The 18,382-nt window shown below is 61.3% G+C and carries 18 protein-coding genes; all 18 read right to left on the minus strand.

Annotated elements, in window-relative coordinates; translation table 11 throughout:
• A partial coding sequence (locus DFR51_RS19560; RefSeq protein ID WP_147423387.1) for a serine dehydratase beta chain occupies window positions 1–163 on the minus strand: 163 nt, incomplete at its 3' end.
• Window positions 164–315: 152 nt separating this feature from the next.
• A complete protein-coding gene (locus DFR51_RS00010) occupies window positions 316–1,536 on the minus strand; it encodes an alpha/beta hydrolase (RefSeq protein ID WP_160119233.1) in 1,221 nt (406 codons plus the stop codon).
• Window positions 1,537–1,541: 5 nt separating this feature from the next.
• Window positions 1,542–1,901, minus strand: coding sequence for a nuclear transport factor 2 family protein (locus DFR51_RS00015; protein WP_121047028.1), 360 nt, complete (start codon window positions 1,899–1,901; stop codon window positions 1,542–1,544).
• 55 nt (window positions 1,902–1,956) lie between these two features.
• Window positions 1,957–3,438 carry an amidase gene (locus DFR51_RS00020; protein WP_121047029.1) on the minus strand — a complete coding sequence of 494 codons (1,482 nt, stop codon included), beginning with the start codon at window positions 3,436–3,438 and terminating at the stop codon, window positions 1,957–1,959.
• 43 nt (window positions 3,439–3,481) lie between these two features.
• A complete protein-coding gene (locus DFR51_RS00025; RefSeq protein ID WP_121047030.1) occupies window positions 3,482–4,321 on the minus strand; it encodes a M55 family metallopeptidase in 840 nt (279 codons plus the stop codon).
• Window positions 4,322–4,326: 5 nt separating this feature from the next.
• Window positions 4,327–5,688: a spinster family MFS transporter gene (locus DFR51_RS00030; protein ID WP_121047031.1), complete on the minus strand. Its 1,362-nt coding sequence runs from the start codon at window positions 5,686–5,688 to the stop codon at window positions 4,327–4,329.
• Window positions 5,689–5,698: 10 nt separating this feature from the next.
• Window positions 5,699–7,168 carry an aldehyde dehydrogenase family protein gene (locus DFR51_RS00035; RefSeq protein WP_160119232.1) on the minus strand — a complete coding sequence of 490 codons (1,470 nt, stop codon included), beginning with the start codon at window positions 7,166–7,168 and terminating at the stop codon, window positions 5,699–5,701.
• Complete coding sequence (locus tag DFR51_RS18895; protein ID WP_160119231.1) at window positions 7,165–7,668, minus strand: SRPBCC family protein; 504 nt, start codon at window positions 7,666–7,668, stop codon at window positions 7,165–7,167. Before DFR51_RS18895 ends, DFR51_RS00035 begins: the two co-directional genes overlap by 4 nt.
• Window positions 7,669–7,754: 86 nt before the next feature.
• A complete protein-coding gene (locus DFR51_RS00040) occupies window positions 7,755–10,142 on the minus strand; it encodes a TonB-dependent receptor (protein WP_121047033.1) in 2,388 nt (795 codons plus the stop codon).
• Between the two features lie 87 nt (window positions 10,143–10,229).
• The gene (locus DFR51_RS00045; protein WP_243445428.1) at window positions 10,230–11,234 is read right to left on the minus strand and encodes a FecR family protein; all 1,005 of its coding nucleotides are present in this window, start codon (window positions 11,232–11,234) and stop codon (window positions 10,230–10,232) included.
• On the minus strand, window positions 11,185–11,775 hold the full coding sequence (locus tag DFR51_RS00050) for an RNA polymerase sigma factor (RefSeq protein ID WP_121047040.1): 591 nt from the start codon (window positions 11,773–11,775) through the stop codon (window positions 11,185–11,187). The genes DFR51_RS00045 and DFR51_RS00050 overlap by 50 nt, the downstream gene beginning before the upstream one ends.
• 90 nt (window positions 11,776–11,865) lie before the next feature.
• Window positions 11,866–12,252: a hypothetical protein gene (locus DFR51_RS00055; protein ID WP_121047035.1), complete on the minus strand. Its 387-nt coding sequence runs from the start codon at window positions 12,250–12,252 to the stop codon at window positions 11,866–11,868.
• 321 nt (window positions 12,253–12,573) lie between these two features.
• Window positions 12,574–14,538, minus strand: coding sequence for a relaxase/mobilization nuclease RlxS (rlxS, locus tag DFR51_RS00060; RefSeq protein WP_121047036.1), 1,965 nt, complete (start codon window positions 14,536–14,538; stop codon window positions 12,574–12,576).
• 259 nt (window positions 14,539–14,797) lie between these two features.
• Complete coding sequence (locus DFR51_RS00065; protein ID WP_121047037.1) at window positions 14,798–15,439, minus strand: lytic transglycosylase domain-containing protein; 642 nt, start codon at window positions 15,437–15,439, stop codon at window positions 14,798–14,800.
• Window positions 15,427–16,011: a S26 family signal peptidase gene (locus DFR51_RS00070; protein WP_121047038.1), complete on the minus strand. Its 585-nt coding sequence runs from the start codon at window positions 16,009–16,011 to the stop codon at window positions 15,427–15,429. The genes DFR51_RS00065 and DFR51_RS00070 overlap by 13 nt, the downstream gene beginning before the upstream one ends.
• Window positions 16,008–16,253 (minus strand): helix-turn-helix transcriptional regulator, encoded by a 246-nt coding sequence (locus DFR51_RS00075; protein ID WP_121047039.1) that lies wholly within the window; start codon window positions 16,251–16,253, stop codon window positions 16,008–16,010. Before DFR51_RS00075 ends, DFR51_RS00070 begins: the two co-directional genes overlap by 4 nt.
• A gap of 200 nt (window positions 16,254–16,453) precedes the next feature.
• Window positions 16,454–16,708: a hypothetical protein gene (locus tag DFR51_RS19545; protein ID WP_338068274.1), complete on the minus strand. Its 255-nt coding sequence runs from the start codon at window positions 16,706–16,708 to the stop codon at window positions 16,454–16,456.
• The gene (locus tag DFR51_RS00080) at window positions 16,653–18,278 is read right to left on the minus strand and encodes a ParB/RepB/Spo0J family partition protein (protein ID WP_338068275.1); all 1,626 of its coding nucleotides are present in this window, start codon (window positions 18,276–18,278) and stop codon (window positions 16,653–16,655) included. The genes DFR51_RS19545 and DFR51_RS00080 overlap by 56 nt, the downstream gene beginning before the upstream one ends.
• Between the last annotated feature and the right edge of the window lie 104 nt (window positions 18,279–18,382).

Genomic DNA, 18,382 nt, shown 5'->3' on the forward strand with positions numbered 1-18,382 from the left:
GAAGCCGCTGGTGCGGCGGCTGATGACCGACATGGAGGAGGACTTGGGCACGAAGCTCGACTGGGTGGCGGTCGATCACTTCAACACCGGCCATCGGCCCCATCGTGTGCGAGCTCGACGGACCGACGCCGATTTTGAATAGGTCGAAGGTGCTAGATGACATTGGGCTCAGCTATGGCGAATGATTTGGTGGCACCATCAGCGCTCGGTCAGCCACGTAGGCACTCCTGGTCGAGAGCGAGAGTAGCTTGCGGCGAGCTAACCGCGGGCGCGAAGAAAATTCTGGCTAAGAATTGCCGCAAAATCTTTCTCCCGTCAGGGGCGGTTAGGCAGTCTCACGTCGGCGGGCACATCGCGCCAAAGCCAGCGGAGAACATCGTCCGCTTCGGATAGAAAATGTCGCAGGTTGTGCCCACCCTCGCCGAATTCAAAGACAAAGTCATATTCGCGATAGGCAAGGGCAGACGCCATCTGCTGATTGGCAAGTGGCCAATTACCAAAAACCGTATCGAGATCCTTGGAACCGCTCTGCATCCAGACGCGAAGCGGCTTACGCTCGGCTCGACGAACCATCGACGGCCAAGCGTCTGCGCCCGCTATGTTCACGAAGCTGCCAACTATACTTACGACCCTGCCGAAGAGATCAGGGCGGTGCCATCCCACGCCGAAAGCGGCAGAGCCGCCTGAGCTTAACCCCAGAATGCCGTGACAGCCGGCTTTGTTGCTTATGTTGTATTGACCCCGCACCTTCGAGAGTATCTCATTGTCGAGAAAACTCGCGAGCCGGCCATTGACCATGTCGTACTCGACCGCGCGATTCCCCTTGCCGCCGTAGATCGGATAGCCCGGACCCGCCACTCCCGAATTGGTGAATATCCCGATCACTGGCGGCAACGAACCTTCTTGAATCAAGTTGTCCAGCAGCGGTGGCATTGTCTTTAGAAAGCTCTCACCGTCGAGAAAGACCATCACGCACACTGGCTTATCACCGCGATACTGCTTGGGGACGTAGACCCAATAATCGTGCTTTGAACCCGGAAAGATCGTGCTTCTTTCAATGCTGTGTTTGGTAAGGACGCCTGCGGGGGTTCCTAATTCTCGCTGAAGCAGCGGCGAGGGTTCATAATTTCCCCCATCGCGAATGTATGCTTGAATGTCCTTGCTCGTGATTCCGGGGAAAAATCGGGGCAGATCTTGTGCCAGTTGCTCACTAGCTGACGGCATCGACTTGGTCGCTTCCGGCTTGGGATCGACTTCCTGCGAACGACCTGTGGTGTCGCCGTCTCCTGCAACCGTGCGCAACGTGTGGTTGGCAGCCGTGACGGGACTCTGGCCAAGGCCCATCGCAGGGCTTGCCGAAATTCCGGCCGTAGTCAGGGTTGCCGCCAGTAATATCTGTTGGCAACGATAGCTGAATTGCTTTGCCCTTCCCTGTGCCTCCGACAGTTGTGAACCAGACGCTGCATTCGCACGGCCAATACCGGCGCGCAAAGCATGCTGGCCGACGGAGTGAGCAGGCCGGCCGTATATCTCCATGCACGTCATTCTGGTTTGGGTGATGGCCAGAGGAAGCGAACTGATCCGATCATGTGGTCAGTCACCTCGTAGATCGCGACCACCTCCTGGCGTTCTTCGCTGATGCCCTCCACGCTCTCATGATCGACGACGAGGTTGGCAAGTTGGATTCGGCTTTCGATGACACAACGAAGATCCGGGCTGCGGAAGCGCTCGATGTAGCGAGTTCTTATCGCATCGAGTCCGCGAGCAATTGGCTCACCGGTATTAAGATTGTAAAGGGCAGCATCTGGAGCATAGTGGCTGCAGAACAGGTCAATGTCGCGGGCATTATAAGCCTTCAGCTGGCGATCTACGATCTCATGTGGCAACAATGTCGTGCTCATCTCGGGCTCCTCAATTCTCCGCTGGCGCCGGCGTAGCTCGACGTCAGCTAGAGGGTTACGATACGGGCATGGTCACGTGGACCGCAGGAAGCCGGCCAAGGTTCCATCTACCATCAAGCGCGCGTTCGACCTGTGCGGCCAATTGCAACAGCAAGCCGTCATTCGCCTGTCCTGACATCGCGTGGATACCGAGTGGCAACCCATTTTGCTGCAACGCCATGGGCAGTGAGATGCCGGGCAGGCCGCAGATGTTGGCAAGAGCGGTATAAGGATAGAGGCTCCAAAGCCGATCGAACCAAACTTCCGGTTCGTCGCTCTCATTCAGCGTCAGGTATTCGCGCGCACCCAATTTGTGTGTGGGCAATGCCATGACCGGCGTGAGCAGAATGTCCCAATCCTGAAAGAAAGCACCGAAGGCGCGGGAAAGCTGATTGAAAGTGATCTGCATCTGCGCACGATCAAAATAAGGTCGGTCGATGCCTGCTTCCCAGATTTTCGCGTTCATCGGCTCCAAATCGTGAAGGATTCGGTTTTTCGAATCGTTGAGCGCTATCAGGCGATCAAGCGATGCCGCGACATGGGTGATGTAGCATGTCGTCTGGGCAGCATAGCCCTTCCGGAAGTCTACATCGGGGGTTTTCCACTCGACATCATGGCCAAGCTCTTGGAATAGCCTCCCCGCCTTCTGAAGCTCATCAATAAAATGTGGAATTGCCCGATAGTCGCCCCACTGGTGTGATAGCGCGATCTTCAATTTCGGGGGATCGCGCCTGATCAGGTCAGAATATGGCTCCGGTGGCTGCCAGTAAGGCATGAACTCGCCGGGCGCACCCCCGCGACACGCATCAAAGAACGCCGCGGTGTCACGAACGGACCGACTGTTGCACCCTTGGACGGCCATGACGTTGGTGAGATCGGACCCCTCTGGTGCAGCCGAAAGCACACCTCTCGACGGCTTCAAGCCGATATTTCCATTGATTCCGGCTGGCCCTCGGATCGATCCGCCGCCATCGCTTGCGTGCGCCAGCGGTACAGCACCACTCGCGATGATCGCCGCACTTCCGGAAGAGGAACCTCCAGTGGTGTAGGTCACATTCCAAGGATTTGAAGAAATATATATCCGCGGATTTTCCGCAGAACCGCACACGGCGAATTCGGGCGTCGTGGTGCGCCCTATGATGTTCAGGCCAGCGCTGCGTATCTTCTTCGTGAGAAAGCTGTCTTCGGGCGTGACGTAGCCCTTCATGAGCAAACTGCCCATTTCCTGCTTACGCCCTTTGAGAGCTGGACCGATGTCTTTCATGAGATAAGGCGCACCGGCGAATATACCTTGGGCATTCAGCCCATCCTTCGAAGGGTCTGCTACGACGTCGTCGAATATCTCGATGACGGCATTCAAGATCTCGTTCACGCGCTCTATGCCAGCGCGGGCTTGTTCCGCGAGTTCCTGCGGCGAAACTTGTCCCGCGCGCACAAGCTCGGCGAGTGCAATTGTGTCGCGGCTCGCCCATTCCTCCCAGCTCATTACAATCGGCATGATCCATCCAAGTGATAGAGAAAAGGATGATGTCCCGAGAACATCAGATTGCCGGAACCCCGTTTGGGGAATAGAGAATGACGAAGGATAGGAAGCGCATGAGCGACGTCATGTTTGTGAATTCCGCAGCTATTCCAAAGGCACCTCGACGTTCGACCTCACGCAAATATGACAGCATCTCAGCGGCCGGCTGGCTGGTCATTTCAAGTTCAAGGTATAGAGGCCCGTCAATTACGAACGGTTCTGGTAACGGATTGCGCAGAGCCTCCCGCAATGCCTGCTGCATTTCAGCACGAACCTGAGCCGGTGGAAGAGACATCTCGGATCGCCACCCAATCGACTCTTTGGTGATAAACGCCCCCGCTTGAGGCGCGTATCGCTGCGCGTCCTTAGCGACATGCTGGTCTCCGGCGACGAATATTACCGGTTTGTGGAATTCGCCAGCCAGTGCTGCGTTGAGGTAGCCCTCCGAGCAGGGCTCTCCATTCAGCCTCACCCCTCGCAGGGCAGCCCCGCTGTAGGTGTGAGCGAGTATGGAATCTTGGACATGCGATCCGGCGTGATACCCGATGAACGCGCAGGCAACGATATCCGGACTCTCGACGCCTTGCATTTGCATGAGGGGTCGAGGCCACGAACGTACCAGTCGCACATTGGAGGGGAGTTGGTCCGGCAGGATGTTATGCGCGTGCCCGTGCCCGTCCGACACGATAACCTCGCCATAACCGACGGCAAGCGCAGTTTCCGCCGCCGCCGCGACATCCGCTGTCATCCACCGGCGTGCGTCGTTCCACTCCCATGCCCATCGATCCGGCATCAATCCCTGCGGCGCGGCAAGTGCCGGACACCCTTCCATGTCGGCGGAAATGAATAGCTTGCGCACGCTGCCTAGACCGCGCTTGCTTTGGGAATCTGAGATTCAGCCGACAGCACTGGCTTGTCATCGACCGCGGTCAAATCCTCCGCGACAGTTCGACTCGCTCGCCACGCGAACCAGGCTGCTACGATGTAACCGGGAGACATGGTCAGCAGCGCGTAGCGCAAAGACTCGGCGCCGGCCCATTCACCATACAGATCACTCAAGGCGCCCGTAGCCAGAGGCCCAAGCCCCATTCCGACGAGGTTGGCGAAGAGCATTACCAGCGCCATGCTGACGGCGCGCATGCGCTCGGGCACTAACGACTGGATAATCGCATAAATCGGTCCAGAACTGACATTTATTGCAAGGCTCACGCCGGTGAGCGCGACGAGAACAACAGGTATGTGTGACGAGGCGAATACGAGAGTCGACAGAAGTCCGCAGGCGATCATCACAAAGGAGACGGTCAACAATTGAAGCCGCTCGTTGCAGGGCGCAAAACGAGTAGCGAGCTCGCCGCCGAGCCAGGTTGCGAACAGGCCTACAGCGCCAAAAATCAGGGCGAACCAGAGACCAACCTCACCGCTCGAGAAGGACCAGCTTCGCATGAAGTAGCTGGGCAGCCACTGCAGATTCCCGTACACGAAGAAGAAGGCGATGGAGATGTATAGCAAGAGCCACCGGAACGTCCGGTTGGAGGCCAGCACTTTGAGCACCATCCGCAAACTTGGAATCTGTTCCTGAGGGACTGTGGGGAGCACATCCGCCCCGGAGCGCTGGTCAGCGTTCAAAGATGCCCCGCGGGCGGCTGGGGATTCACTGGCTCGCGGCTCTTTTAGCGTGAGCCAAGCCAAGGCCGCGATAAGCAGCCCTGGGGCGCCCATCAGCATAAATGTAGTGCGCCAGCCAACGAGTTCGTTCAGCACACCTGCCAGCAGGTAGCCTCCGACAAGCGCAAGCGGACCACCCAGCGTGTAGATTGCCATCGCACGCGGCCGCTCGGCTCGATTGAAGTAGTCGGCAATCATCGAGATCCCGACAGGAAATGCCCCTGCTTCGCCCACTGCGACACCAACACGAATGAAGATCAATTGGACGAACGAGCTGGCAACGCCGCAAAGTCCGACTGCCAGACTCCACAAGCCTGTCGTTAGCGTCAGGAGGGTCACGCGATTACCGGTGTCCGCCCAGCGTGCAAGCGGAATGCCCATGACTGCGTAGAAGAGCGCGAAAGCGATCCCACTTAGCACTCCAAGCTGCGTATCGCTGAGATCCAGGTCAACCTTTATGTCTTGCAGCAACATGCCAAGGGCCACGCGGTCCAGGAACGCGAACCCTAGATTTACGGTAAGCAATATGAGCAAGTATCGCCGGTATCTGTGCGTCGGCATGGACGAGCCCTTAGGAATGATTGAACCAGACCAGCTGACGGCGCATGTACGACGTCATACCGGTCAATCCGCCCTCCACGCCCAATCCCGACTGGCCGCTCGGCTCATAAGAAACTGCGTGTCCGGCGCCTTCGGTATGGGGCGCGGCAGCGTTGACCAGCACCATGGACCGGACGGCGTTGGCCAACCTCATTCCGGTGGAGAGCTTCGTGGTCCAGACATACGCTGCGAGACCGAAGACCGTCCCGTTCGCGATCGAGATGGCCTCGTCCACAGTATCAAACGGAATGACGGACAGAACCGGTCCGAAGATTTCCTGCTGCGCAATGCGCGCCACGGGTGGCACGTTCCGAAAGAGTGTTGGAGCAACAAAGAAGCCGCCGCTCTCCTCATTGATGCGAACGCCGCCGATTACGAGTTCTGCTCCATCCTCGCGCGCCGTGGCAATAAAGCGCATTACGCGTTCAAGCTGCTTGGCAGACGCCACGGGACCGAAGGTTGTCTGCGGCACTAGTGCATCTCCGACAACGACGTCGCCCATCCGGGCTGCAATCTTATCGACTAGCGTTCTCTCGATCGTGCGCTGGACTAGAAGTCGTGAACCTACGCTGCAAATCTGACCTTGATTGGTCAGCAGATGACCTGCGATCGCTGCGCTGACTTCATCAAGATCGAGGCCATCGTCGAACACGATGTGGGGTGACTTCCCGCCGCACTCGGCTTGCACGACCTTCATATTCGAGCGTCCGGAATACTCCAGCATCAGCTTGCCGACATCACTCGATCCCGTGAACGCGATCATATCGACGTCAGAGTGAAGACCAAGGGCGGACCCCACGGTTTCACCCGCGCCTGGCACGACATTCAGGACACCTTCGGGAATACCCGATTGCAATGCCAGTTGCCCAAGCCGAATAGCTGACCGAGAAGCCAGCTCCGATGGCTTGAGCACAACACAATTGCCCCCCGCCAAAGCTGGCGCGATCTTCAGTACCGCGTTGAACGTCGGGAAATTCCAGGGGACGACAGCGGCGACCACACCACGTGGAACAAGGCGCTGTAGAATGAAAGTATCCGGATCGCTATTGTAGACATCGCCGGTAATCTTGTCGATCAACTCCGCGTTGAACCGCATCAGCGCGCCAGCACCAGCGGCATTGAATGCTGCCGTGCTGATCGGTTTGCCCATTTCGCAAGCGTCAAGAGCGTCGAGATCTGCGCTTTCGCACTCGATCAGCTCTGCAAAGCGCTGAAGACATTGCCGGCGAAAGGATGGTGGTCCAGCCGACCAGTGCCCGCGGTCGAATGCAACTCGGGCTGAAGATACGGCATGATCGACGTCAGCGGGAGTGCCTGAGGGCAACTCGAATAGCGTGCTTCCATCGGAGGGATTAACGACCTCGATCTTCTCACTTCCCGTCGATTGAACCGCCTTCCCGTTGATGAGCGGGTGAGCCTCCGTCAGCTGCGTACTGTTCACGCGGTTTCTCGTTCGCAGAAATCGCGAAACGCCGATGCCAGCTCGTGCAAACCGTTCTGGAATACCCCCAGTTCTTGCGAAAGGGCGGCCCCCGTCAGGCGAAACTGCGCAAAGTAGTTGATGTTGAAGCGAACACCCACCCCATCTTCCGATAGGGAAAAATCGACGAAGTTTCGGAAGGCGTCGGCCTGCGCATGATATTCCTCGCCGCGCTCGGGATAGCAGTACCACACAACGCGACGGCCCGGGATCAGCTTCACCGTGTCGGCATAGAACGGAGGAAAAGGGGGGGACTTGGGATCGTGATAGGTTTTTGTGATGCGGACGGACTCGCCCTCCGCCTGTGGTTCCCCCTCTACTCGCGTCACGGTGGCTCCCGCGAACGTCGGATTCCACGCCTCGTAATCCAACAGTTTCCGCCAGGCCGTATCCATATCCGTCTGAATGTGGCTCTCGGCTTGAAAAACAGCCGGACGGTATTCGATGATCTCGCTTGTCATTCTCTAATCCCTTAGTTCACGCGCACGCCTTACGCCCGGCACGGCGCGGCAGCTGTCGACAGACAATCAATCAGGCCGCCCCTCACTCAGTATCGGTAGGCGACTTGCAAACCGATCGTCCGCGGTCGCACTCGCGCATTCCAATCATCGATGCCGACGAAGGTTCTTGCGGCGATGCCATCCCAGTTATTGATGTTGTCCACGAATAAGGTGGCTGACCAATTTTGCGGCGCATCGATGGTGAAGCTCGCTTTCGCGACCGTCATTTCGTCGCTCGCGCCCAAATCCGTGAGGGCGGCGGCTCCTGCAAAAATGCCACGGTAGGTGATCTTCGATGTGTAGCTCACCGAGGCCGAGAATGTACCTTTGTATCCGCTCTCGCCGAGCGGGAACTGATATTCGGCGGACCCACTCGCCGTCGTGCTAGGCGACCCACTCGGTCGAGCACCCTTGGCGAAAAGCACTTCCCCAGCGGACAGAACATCCGAGTCGAAGGACAGGTCGTTCCAGCTGAAACTGGCATTGAGTGTGAGGCCATCGATGGGCTTCGCAAAAATAGAGAGATCGAATCCCTTCCCGCTCGCGGTTCCAGAATTGTATAGCGCGTTTACGCCGGCCGGCGATTCTGGGTGGGGAAGGGTTAGTTGCTGTTGGATGTCCTTCCACTTTGTATAGTAGACCGCGAAGTCGTAGCCGAGACGATTATTCCAGAAATCCCCTTTTGCTCCGATTTCGTAATTGTATAGGCGGTCGGGGCGAAGAGGTGGGAAATCCGGATATAAGGCGAGAAGACTGCCGTTGTTCGGATAACCGCTTCTGAACCCTTGGCCATATGACGCGTACAGCATATGCCTGTCTGTCGCATGCCAAGTCAGAACAGCACGAGGCGTATTGGCTTTCGCGACACTCCTGCCAGGCGGAAATTGAACTGAGCTATCTCGACTCGTAGCGGTTTCAGTGTCGTGAAAATGCCTTGCTCCAATGGTTAGTTCGAGTCGCCGATCAAAGAACAGTCGAGTCAGTTCACCATAAAAAGCATAGGATTCTGAAGTGTTGGTTCCGGAGGGAAAGGGTATAGCAGCCAGGACTCCAGTAAAGATAAGTCCGCTCTTGTCGCGGCCTTTGCGATAGATTCCGCCGATGGACCAACGCCAGTTGCCATCGGTCGAGGAATGAATGTTTACCTCTTGCGAAAAAATGTCCGACTCGACAAACGAGATGTAGTCGGTGTCAGAAGCGCCAAAGCCCGGCACGTCTAGACCGAGATGGCCAATATTGTAGTAGTTTAAGTAGCTTGTCGCACTCGATACGGTGAAGCCGGGAAAGTCGTAGGCGATATTTAGTCCATAAGCGTCGTAGTCTGTCTTTACCGCTTGGTCCAAGACCGAAGACATTTTATAGTTCGTGTATCCAAACGATGGTGCGCCTGCATCGTAGCGTGATATCCACGTGAATGCGCCGATCGAGAGGCGGTCGGTCGGCTGCGCATTGAGCTTAAAGCGGTAGGTTTGAGTCTCGTTCTCGTTGGCATCTTTGTTGTTGGGCTGGTCGATCCAGCCACTGTTATTCTGATAGCCAATGACGCCCCGCAGCGCCAATTTGCCCTCTATCAGTGGCACGTTGATAGCACCGTCCGCACGGTAGTTAGCGCCACCTCTATAGGTGCCGGAAACGAGACCCCGTGCCTTGACCTCGTAATTGTTGAGATCAGCTTCCTGGGTGAGCACGCGCACCACGCCATTTAGAGCGCTCGAACCGTATAGCGTTCCCTGGGGGCCGCGAAGGACCTCGACTCGATCCAGGTCATATGCATTCGAGTCCGGACTGAATGCGCTCGTCACCAGACCAAATGGCACACTATCCAAATAATAGGCCACTGGACTTGAGCCCGCAAAGTGCGGAAATGCCGCGCTTACGCCACGAATAGTTGTGTTCGTACCGCTTCCCAGATAGTCGGTGAAGACAGCGACGCTTGGTACTGCCGTCAAGGCATCTCGAACACCTTCGGACGTGGACCTGTCCAGAGTTCTGCCGGACAACACAGTGACGCTGATCGGCACGTCTTGGAGTCTCTGGTCGCGCTTCTGTGCGGTAACAATAATTTCACCGCTGTCATCCTCATATGACGAGGCCGTATCACTTCTGGTCGCCGCGTCAGCACCATCAGAAGCCGCCAACGTAAATGTTCGGCCATCACTCGAAATGATTCTGAGGCCGGTGCCCGCGATCAAGCGGCGCAGCGCTTGTTCAACCGTCATGGCGCCACGGACAGCTTTCGTGGTCTTTCCGCGAACCGCGCGCTCACTGACCAAGATCTGAATATCCGCCTGCCGCGCAAGCTCGGGTATGCCCGTCGCTGCGGACTGCGTCGGCACATCGAATTGCTTCGATTGCGCCCAGGCCGGGCCGGAAACCGCAATCGCACAAACCGCGACCGAAATCCCTAACGCTCCACGCATATCCCGATAGGCCATGTCATACCCCCCTGAACGCCCCTTATTGGGCTCATGGACTAACGATGCACGGCGGCGCGTTTTTCGTTGCAGCCCTAACAATTTTTTTCAGATTCGTGACAGGACGATCCGATCGGCGGAGATGTCGACCCTCGCGCCGAGCAGCCCAGCGGCCGCCCGAGCGAACGCATCGGGTTCGTTTGTGCGGAAGCGACCAATCATTTTCTCGCCCGCAAGTGCGGGATCGGCGACCTCGACCTTGACCCGGTTGTAGCGATTGAATTCGGCGGCCGCCTCGCCAAGCGTATCGCCATCGAAAATGAGCTGGCCATTGCGCCAGGCAAGCGTGCGGTCGATCTCTATACTCGCTTCAACTACCGGAGCCGGCCCGGTTGCATCGCTGACAAATGTGCGCGCACCGGCGGAAACGCGACGAACATTCCCCTCGTCGCCTACCTTCCAAACCTCAACCACGCCTTCAGTGACTTGAACGTCCGCGCCGTCGTCGGTTCTGCGAACGGAAAAGGCCGTGCCGACCGCCTTCACACGCGCTTCCCCGGCCTCGACGATGAACGGACGCGCACGATCCTTGGCAACCTGAAACCACGCCTCGCCTTGATCGAGCGCGATGTGGCGCACCTCGGGTTCGATCCGCACGGCAAGCTTGGTTTGTGTGTTCACGGCGGCGAGCGACCCGTCGCTCAGCGGCACCCGGCGTATCTCGCCGAGCGCCGTTTCGATCCGTTCGCCCGCGATCTGCGTCGCCGATCGCGGCCACAAGGCGACGCCGGACACGATCGCCGCGACGCTCGCGGCTGCCATGCCACCGCCCCATAGCACTTTGCGGCGCGACAGCCATGCGCTGCGATCAACATCCTGCGGCCCTTCATTCCGTTGACCGCCCCGCAAGGCGCTGGCGCGGTCGAGCATCCTCCATGCCGCCTGCGCGCGGAAGAACGCCCCCTGTCGCCGCTTGTCGCCGGCAAGCCAAGCGTCCAGCTCGGCGCGCGCCTGCGGATCGTCGCCCGACCGATCGAGGCGAACGACCCATGCGACGGCACTGTCATGTATCGCTTGGGGTGTTTCGCGCTCGCTCATCTCGTTCCAGTCCATCCAATTTCCGTTCCGCGATCCGGTCCCCCTCTGCGATCGCCTTGAGTATCGCTTTCAGCCCTTTGCGCAGGTCGTTATCGACCGTATGTTCCGGCACGCCCATCGCTTCGGCCGCTTCGCGCTGCGAGAGCCCTTCGATCTTTCGCAGCTCGACGACCCTTCGCCACCGCTCCGGCAACCCCTCGATCAATCGACGCACCCGCGCCAGTTCCCGACGCCCGGCGACGATGCGTTCGGGCGATGGTTCCTCCTCTAAGATGCTCAGCGCGTCGATTTCCGTTACCGATTCTATGTTCACGACGCGTGCGCGCCGCAACCGCATCAGGGCAAAGGTGCGCGCCGCGGTGAAGAAATAGGCGCGCGGGTTGCGGATGTGGCAGACATTCTCGAGCCCCGCGATCTGGGCATAAGTTTCCTGAATGATGTCTTCGAGGTCGTCGGGATTGAGTGTGCGGCAAAGCCAGGCGCGCACGTCGGCTTCGTGGGGAAGAATTTCGCTTCCCACCCATGCCGTTACTCTGTGCCGGTCTGTGCCGTTCACGCTTCGCGCCTTCAACGCCCCTATTCGGAACTATGATGCACGGCAGACGATTTTTCGTTCGTGCGCCGCATATTTTTTTCCGATCATAGCTCATTCGGCGCTTTGATGCGCGCGCCTCTCGGCCGGATCGGTCTGACATCGCGAAGCGCAGAGGTCGGGTGCGTCTCCCCCGGTCGCGCCGGCCTCGACAGGGGGCGTCGGGGCATGAATTAAAATCACGACATCAACCGACACGATCGCGCGGAGCTTCGCGGCGAGGCGCTCGGCCGCGTGGCGGTCGATGTCGAGATGGAGACCGATCCAAAGCCCGGTGCAGCTCTGGCGCGCGTGCAACTCGGAGGGAAGAAGCGAGCGCGCGGCGAGTAGGTCGACGACTCGCGCGAAGGCTTGCGGGCAGCGGTCGGCGTGAATCTCGAAGCGCGGGAAGCGTGTTGGACGTGCGCGCTCGATGTCGATCGAGCGGGTTACATTCACCATGAGGATTATCCAGCAAAATAGAATAGCGATCGGACGAGTTTGGAGCCGGTCTCGCGATCGGCGTCCGCGCACGAGTTCGGCGCAGGTCAGGCGTTCAAGCCTGACCGCCCGTAAGTCGGCGCCCGTTGCTAATTCGGCTGAAAGGGTTCGCGCGGACGGCATTGGCGCGCGCCAAGGAGCGGGCTGCCGAGCAACCCTGTCCATGAGCCAACTGCCAATTCCGAGATGTCACCCCGTCACCTTCCACGCCCGCAATGCGGCCTTCGCAATACCCTAGATGCACGAGCTGCCAAAATCCGTTGGGGACTCGTGCCTGACCGATCACGAAATGCTCGGCCCGCTCCGCTGGCGTCCGAACGTCCAGTTGATGCCGCTTTCGCGCATGACGCCCGAGACATTCTTGCCGACATGCCGTTCCAGTACGTCACGCCACGGGACGAGCGTGAAGTCGCGGGCGCGTTCGACCAGCGCGAAGCGCCCGCTCGTCATATCGACTCGGCGGCGCAGCGTGCCTTGGATGCGCTCGCCCTGCTTCGCCTCGGCAAAGGGCCGTTCCAGCTCGCCGGAGAGTTCGCCCGCGATGCGCAGCAACTCGCGCCGCTGGAGTACGGCAAGCGTATTGGCGCGCAGCCGCACCGTCCCGTCATGTTCGTCGGCAAGCCCTTCGGCGATCAGCCATTGGCGGCGCTGCGTTTCCGCCTGGCGTAGCTCGCGGCCGAACCCGGCATCGCGAGCGGGCGCCGCTTCATCGCCGGCAAGGCGGCGGTCGAGCCAGGTCGCGGCGTCGGCGCCCGCGAGCCGGTCGAGCGGCATCGGCGAGACGGCTTCGACGACAACGGGCTTGTCGCGCGCGATGCGCGCCTCGTAGGCCGCCACGCGGTCGAGATGATCGGCGGCGATGGTCCATGTTCCATCCGGCCGGCGTTCGGTGCCGCCGGTCACGCGCTGGATGGCCTCCAGGCGGCGGACATGCGCCTCCGCAAATCGCTCGGTGGCGGACGGGTCATGGCGTAGGTGGAGGTCGGTCGAATAGCTGCCGTCATTAGCGGCGGCGATCTCGGCCACGGTGCGATCGACTGCGCGAACGTCGCCGCGCGACGGCGCAATCTGCACGATCGAGCCTTGCGGTGTCGGCCCTACGGCATCCCCGTAGCCCAAGTCGATGTAATGGCTGCGCCCGTCGATCCCATCGACCAAGAGATAGTGCCGGTCGTTCAGCTCGTCGGCGAGACCGCGCGCGATGACGCGGCCGATGACCGGCGCGGCCTGCGGGTCGGTCGCGTCGTAGATTGTCTGCTCGCCGCCCTCGCGGCCGCGCGCGCTGATTTCGCGCTGCATGGTGCGGATGATGTCGCCACGCTCGCCGATGCCGCGAAGCGTCTTCTCCAGCCCCTCGGCAAGCCGCCAGCGGCCGCCGCCGATCTCCTCGGCAAGCCCCATGTCCTCGAGCTTGCGGAGGCGCCCGGTGCGGAGCGATTGCTGAAAGGGGTCGCGCATCGACTGACCGAGCGTGCGGTCGGCGTCCATGTCGCGCACCATGCGGCGGTCGATCGCGGTCAGTCGCTCGGCGCCGATGTCGTGACGCAATCGCTCCTCGATTTCGAGCGTGGTGCGTGGCCCGAGGTCGAGGTTCACGAGGTCGATGGCGCGTTGGCGCATCCCGTTACTGACATATTCACGGCCGATCAGGAGATTCTGGCCGCGATCGTCCACGCCGCGCAGAACGATATGGGTATGGGGATGGCCGGTGTCGTAGTGATCGACCGCGACCCAATCGAGCTTGGTGCCTAGATCCTGCTCGACCTGCGTCATCAGCCGGCGAACGAGGGGCTTGAGATCGCGATACTGGTCGCCATCCTCGGCCGACACGATGAAACGGAACTGGCGCTTGTCGTCGGCGGAGCAATCGAGGAACGCGCGTCCGTCGGCGGTATCCTCACTGGCCGAATAGAGCTGGCCCGGCCCGCCGTCGCGGCTGACGCCGCCGCGCTGGAGATAATAGAGATGGACGCGCGCGGCGGGAAGGCCGCCGCCGGCAATGTGCGTATAGCTCATCTTCACGATCGCGCGGCGGCTGCGGAAACCGGCAAGCCGATCGCGGCTGGACAGGATGCGGCCGATGCTCGCGCCGCGACCGATGCGGCTGCCGTCGTAGCGGGTCGAGCGCACGCCGGTTTTCTTGCCCGCGCGCGCTGCGGTGCCGACCACCGCGCCGAGATATTTGCGGCCCTTGCCGCGCGCCTTGGGCTTGCCGAGCTTCGGCGTGAACTCGTCGTCGTCGCTCATGGCCGGCGCCTGCGGGCGCGGCCTCTGCCCAGGAGGCGATAGCCTCCTGAAAAACCGATGTGCAGACAGCCGCTTAGCAATGCCCCGGAGGCATTGCCTTTATCTTGCACACCCTCCTTTCCTGCCTGTCCTGCCCCCAACGCCCGCGCCCACCCCAAGCCAGGCGCATAGGCGAAGCGCGCTAGCGCGCCTGCCGCGCCCCGCGCCAGCGCCGCAAAAGGCGGCTCTGGCATGAAGCTAAACAAGGCAAATCGCGCCGTCATTGGTCACGCTTTCGGATGATGAATAGGCCGCCTTTGGCGGCCGAATCCGGCTCGCGCTTGCGGCTTTCGGGCGCATCATAACGTAGCAGAAAGAGGCTCGGAGGTGGGGCGTCCGCCGCCTCATTGGACGGCGCGGCGACGGCGATTGCTGCCCTATCTTGCGGTGCTGTTAGCCCCGCGAGATAGGCGCGCGTCTCGCCGGGAAGCGCCGAACGGCCCGCCAGAACGGCCGCGTAGCGGCCCGGCCCCGCATTATAGGCGGCGAACAGACCGGGGTAGCCGAAGCGGTCATACATGAGCCGAAGATAGGCCGCGCCTGCCATGATGTTGTCGCGCGGGTCGTCGGGATCTTGCCCGAGCCCGTAGGCGGCGCGCATCTGTCCCCAAGTCGCGGGCATGAGCTGCATGAGGCCGATTGCGCCGACGCGGCTGCGGATCGGACGGCCGCCGATGTGTGTCCGTCCGGCGCTTTCGGCGCGCATGACGCGCTCGATCCAGTCAGGCGGCAGGGCGAAGCGCGCCGCCGCTTCGGCGATCCACGGCCGCCAGCGCGCAACCGGGTCGGGGGGGCCCTGCGCCGCCGCCGGGAGCGGCGCGGCGGCGAGCGCCAGCGCGACAAGAGCCTTCACGACGCCCATAGCAACCGCGCCGTGCCGATGATGTCGCGCCGGTCGGTGATGCCGAAATAGCGCCCGTCAAACGACGCGGGCGCGGCGTCCATCAAAAGGAAATAGTCGCCGCCGCGCAAGGTGCGGCATCCGGTCCACCACGGCATCGCGCGGCCCATTCGGTCGGCCGCGCGTCGCACCGCGACGCGGCGGCCGTCGATGAAAACGGCATCGCCTATCGCGCAAACCGTGTCTCCCGGCACCGCTGCGACGCGCTTCACCAGCGGCACGTTCATGGGGATGTAGCGGCGCGTCGCGGCAAGGCGGCGGGCGCTCTCCGGCACCCATGCAATCACCATGTCGCCCGCGTTCGGAGGCGCGTCGGGCGCGACGGCGTAGAGGCCGATCGGCGCGCTGGCGCTCGCGTTCCATATGAGGCGCGGCGCGGGCGGGACGGCAATCGTCGTGCCGACAAGTCCGATCAGCGCGGCGAGCGCGCCCGTTCGGCGGATGAGGCGGCGGCGTGCGAAGCGCGCGCGGCGCAGCTCGTCGCCCCATGCGATCAGCGGCAGGTCGCCGCCGCGCGTGTCGCGCCGGGTCACGACGGCGCTCCATCGTCGCCGGTCACGGCGCGGCGGTCGGCGCGCTGGCGCGACCAGGTTTCGAGATCGTCGATATGATAAAGGACCATGCGCGCATGGCGACGCGGCGTCGGGCCTTCGCCCCGCGCGCGCAGCCGTTGCAGGGTGCGCGCGGACATTTTCAGGAAATAGGCGGCCTGCCGCGCGTTGAGATAGGGGCTGCCGCGCTTCGCGGCTTCGGCCCGGTCGGTATCGTCGTCCATTGGCGGTTCCGTGTGGCGGCGTCAGTGCCGCATCTGGCGTCGGAACATGCCGTCTGGACCGCCTTCGGCAGAGGCTGGAAGATCGCTACACGCTTCTTCCAACCGGCCTCCGGTAAGGAATCAGCCGCGCCGCGCAGCGGCGCGGCCGGATTTTAAGGAAGAAAGAGGCGGGCGGCGGGATCGCCGCCGCCCGCAATCGCTCACGCCGCGAGCGGTTCCGGCTCGCGTTCCGGTTCGTTCGCGGGCACAGGCAGCGCCGCGACCGGGCCGGGGCCGGTCGGCTCCGGTTCGTTTTCGGCGCGCGCCGCCGCGACCAGCGCCGCCGCTTCGACGGTGCCGACGCCGCCCCGCTCGGTGTAGGGGGATGGCGGGAATGCCATCCATTTCGGCACCCAGTTTTCAACCTTGGCGCGTCCGTTCGTGCCGTCCAGATGGTCGCGGACGATGCGCTTCAAGGTCTTGGTCTTCTCGCCCGCGTTGCCGGTGGCGACGGTTTCGCCCGCGACCTCCGCGACGATGCGGGTCAGCACCTCCCTTATCGCGCAAGCACTCGAAAAAGGCGTCGTCGGCCTGCCAGTAGCGGGCCATATCGACGCCGATTTCGCCGCCCACCGCCTCGACGGCGGCGCTACCAGACGCCAGCGTTTCGCCCATAATGACGGCGATAACGCGCATGACGGCATGATCGGACAAGGTGAGCAAGGCGAGGAACACCCCGACAAGGCCATGTTCATCGCTGTTGCCGCCCGTCACGGTCGGTTCCTCGGGCGAGAAGTTGAGCAAGGCCAAAACCTCGCGCCGCTTCACGTCGAAGTCGGTTTCGCCCTTGCAGGTTTCGACCGATTCCCGAACCTCGTCATTGCGCGCGGTCTGCGGCTCGGGTTTCACGCTCCACAGGTACGAACCTACAATGGTATGGGCGACCATCAGGCGCAGCGCGACCTTGGGATGGCCGAGCAGCGCCGCGCGCACGGCGGCATGGCGATGCAGGTCGATATAGGTCTGCATCGTGCTCGTCACCTCGGGACGCGGCGTCTTGGCGGGCGTGTCGATACGCTCGCCCGCGTCAAGGCGGCGCGCTTCCTTTGAGGTCACATAGCCTTCGTGGAACGTCACCTCGCCGTTTGCGCGCACATCGATATAGACGCGCCCGCCCTTGCGCTTCGGAGCCTTGCGATATTCCCACGACTGGAAATGCTCGCTCTCGGGGACGATCACGACATCCGGCCATCCGGCATCCAGATACGCCTCCTTGCGCGCCTCGATTTCGGCATTCTGCGCGGTCCAGAATTCTTCGCTGTCCGCGAAAAACTGTTCCTTCTCGAACAGGGTGCCCATGACGCGGCCCTTGTATTCGGCAAGGTCGAACAGCGCCTTGTCGGTGCTGATCTCCTGACCGCCGCACAGCCAAGCCCGAAGCTGCCGCCCGCTAGGGCAATAGCCGTCCGGGTCGTCATAAAGCACCAGCCATGCGCGCTGTTGCTTCTTGGTCGCCAAGGTCAGGTGCCGGACGGTCGCCGCGTCGATCTTCTCCTTGCGATAAAGATCGCGGATGCGCGGGAGCAGATTGCCGAGCGCGAGGATGCGGCGAACGCCAAGCTCGGGGATGCCGAACGTCGCGGAAATATCCTCCACGTCGCCGCCCTCCTTCACCAGCCGGACGAACGATTCCCACATCGTCACCTCGTCGGGATCGCGCCGGGTGTTCTCCATCATCGACGCCTCGATGGCGGCGGCATCGTCGCCGGGCTCGAGGATGCCGCACGGCAGCATGAATGCATCGGGGTCGGTTTCACCCGCCGCGCGCTTCTCGTCTGCCACCAAGGAACCGGCGCGGAAGCGGCGGCTTCCCGCGACGATGCCGAAGCGGCCTTCGTCGTTGGCGGGCTTGACCAGCAAGGTCTGTAGGACGCCGCGCTTGCGGATCGTCGGCAGAATGTCCGACACGTCCGGTGCTTGTCTGCTGTAGCGCATATTGGTCTTGCTGATCGACAGCTTGCCAAGGTCGATAAAGTCGAGTTTCATGAGACTACTCCGTATGTTGGGATTGAAAAGAAAGGGAAAATCGTTTCATTAAAAGCTGTTACTGACCTTGCGAGGGGGAGGACCTCGCGCTCCACACGACGCAG

The sequence above is a fragment of the Sphingosinicella microcystinivorans genome, assembly GCF_003634215.1.
Taxonomy (GTDB): Bacteria; Pseudomonadota; Alphaproteobacteria; order Sphingomonadales; family Sphingomonadaceae; genus Sphingosinicella; species Sphingosinicella microcystinivorans.

Coding starts and splice junctions, on each gene's coding strand:
- DFR51_RS00010 (WP_160119233.1), bottom strand. CDS start 1,536: ATGGAGATATACGGCCGGCCTGCTCACTCCGTCGGCCAGCATGCTTTG.
- DFR51_RS00015 (WP_121047028.1), bottom strand. CDS start 1,901: ATGAGCACGACATTGTTGCCACATGAGATCGTAGATCGCCAGCTGAAG.
- DFR51_RS00020 (WP_121047029.1), bottom strand. CDS start 3,438: ATGCCGATTGTAATGAGCTGGGAGGAATGGGCGAGCCGCGACACAATT.
- DFR51_RS00030 (WP_121047031.1), bottom strand. CDS start 5,688: ATGCCGACGCACAGATACCGGCGATACTTGCTCATATTGCTTACCGTA.
- DFR51_RS18895 (WP_160119231.1), bottom strand. CDS start 7,668: ATGACAAGCGAGATCATCGAATACCGTCCGGCTGTTTTTCAAGCCGAG.
- DFR51_RS00040 (WP_121047033.1), bottom strand. CDS start 10,142: ATGGCCTATCGGGATATGCGTGGAGCGTTAGGGATTTCGGTCGCGGTT.
- DFR51_RS00045 (WP_243445428.1), bottom strand. CDS start 11,234: ATGGACTGGAACGAGATGAGCGAGCGCGAAACACCCCAAGCGATACAT.
- DFR51_RS00055 (WP_121047035.1), bottom strand. CDS start 12,252: ATGGTGAATGTAACCCGCTCGATCGACATCGAGCGCGCACGTCCAACA.
- rlxS (WP_121047036.1), bottom strand. CDS start 14,538: ATGAGCGACGACGACGAGTTCACGCCGAAGCTCGGCAAGCCCAAGGCG.
- DFR51_RS00065 (WP_121047037.1), bottom strand. CDS start 15,439: ATGGGCGTCGTGAAGGCTCTTGTCGCGCTGGCGCTCGCCGCCGCGCCG.
- DFR51_RS00075 (WP_121047039.1), bottom strand. CDS start 16,253: ATGGACGACGATACCGACCGGGCCGAAGCCGCGAAGCGCGGCAGCCCC.
- DFR51_RS00080 (WP_338068275.1), bottom strand. CDS start 18,278: ATGAAACTCGACTTTATCGACCTTGGCAAGCTGTCGATCAGCAAGACC.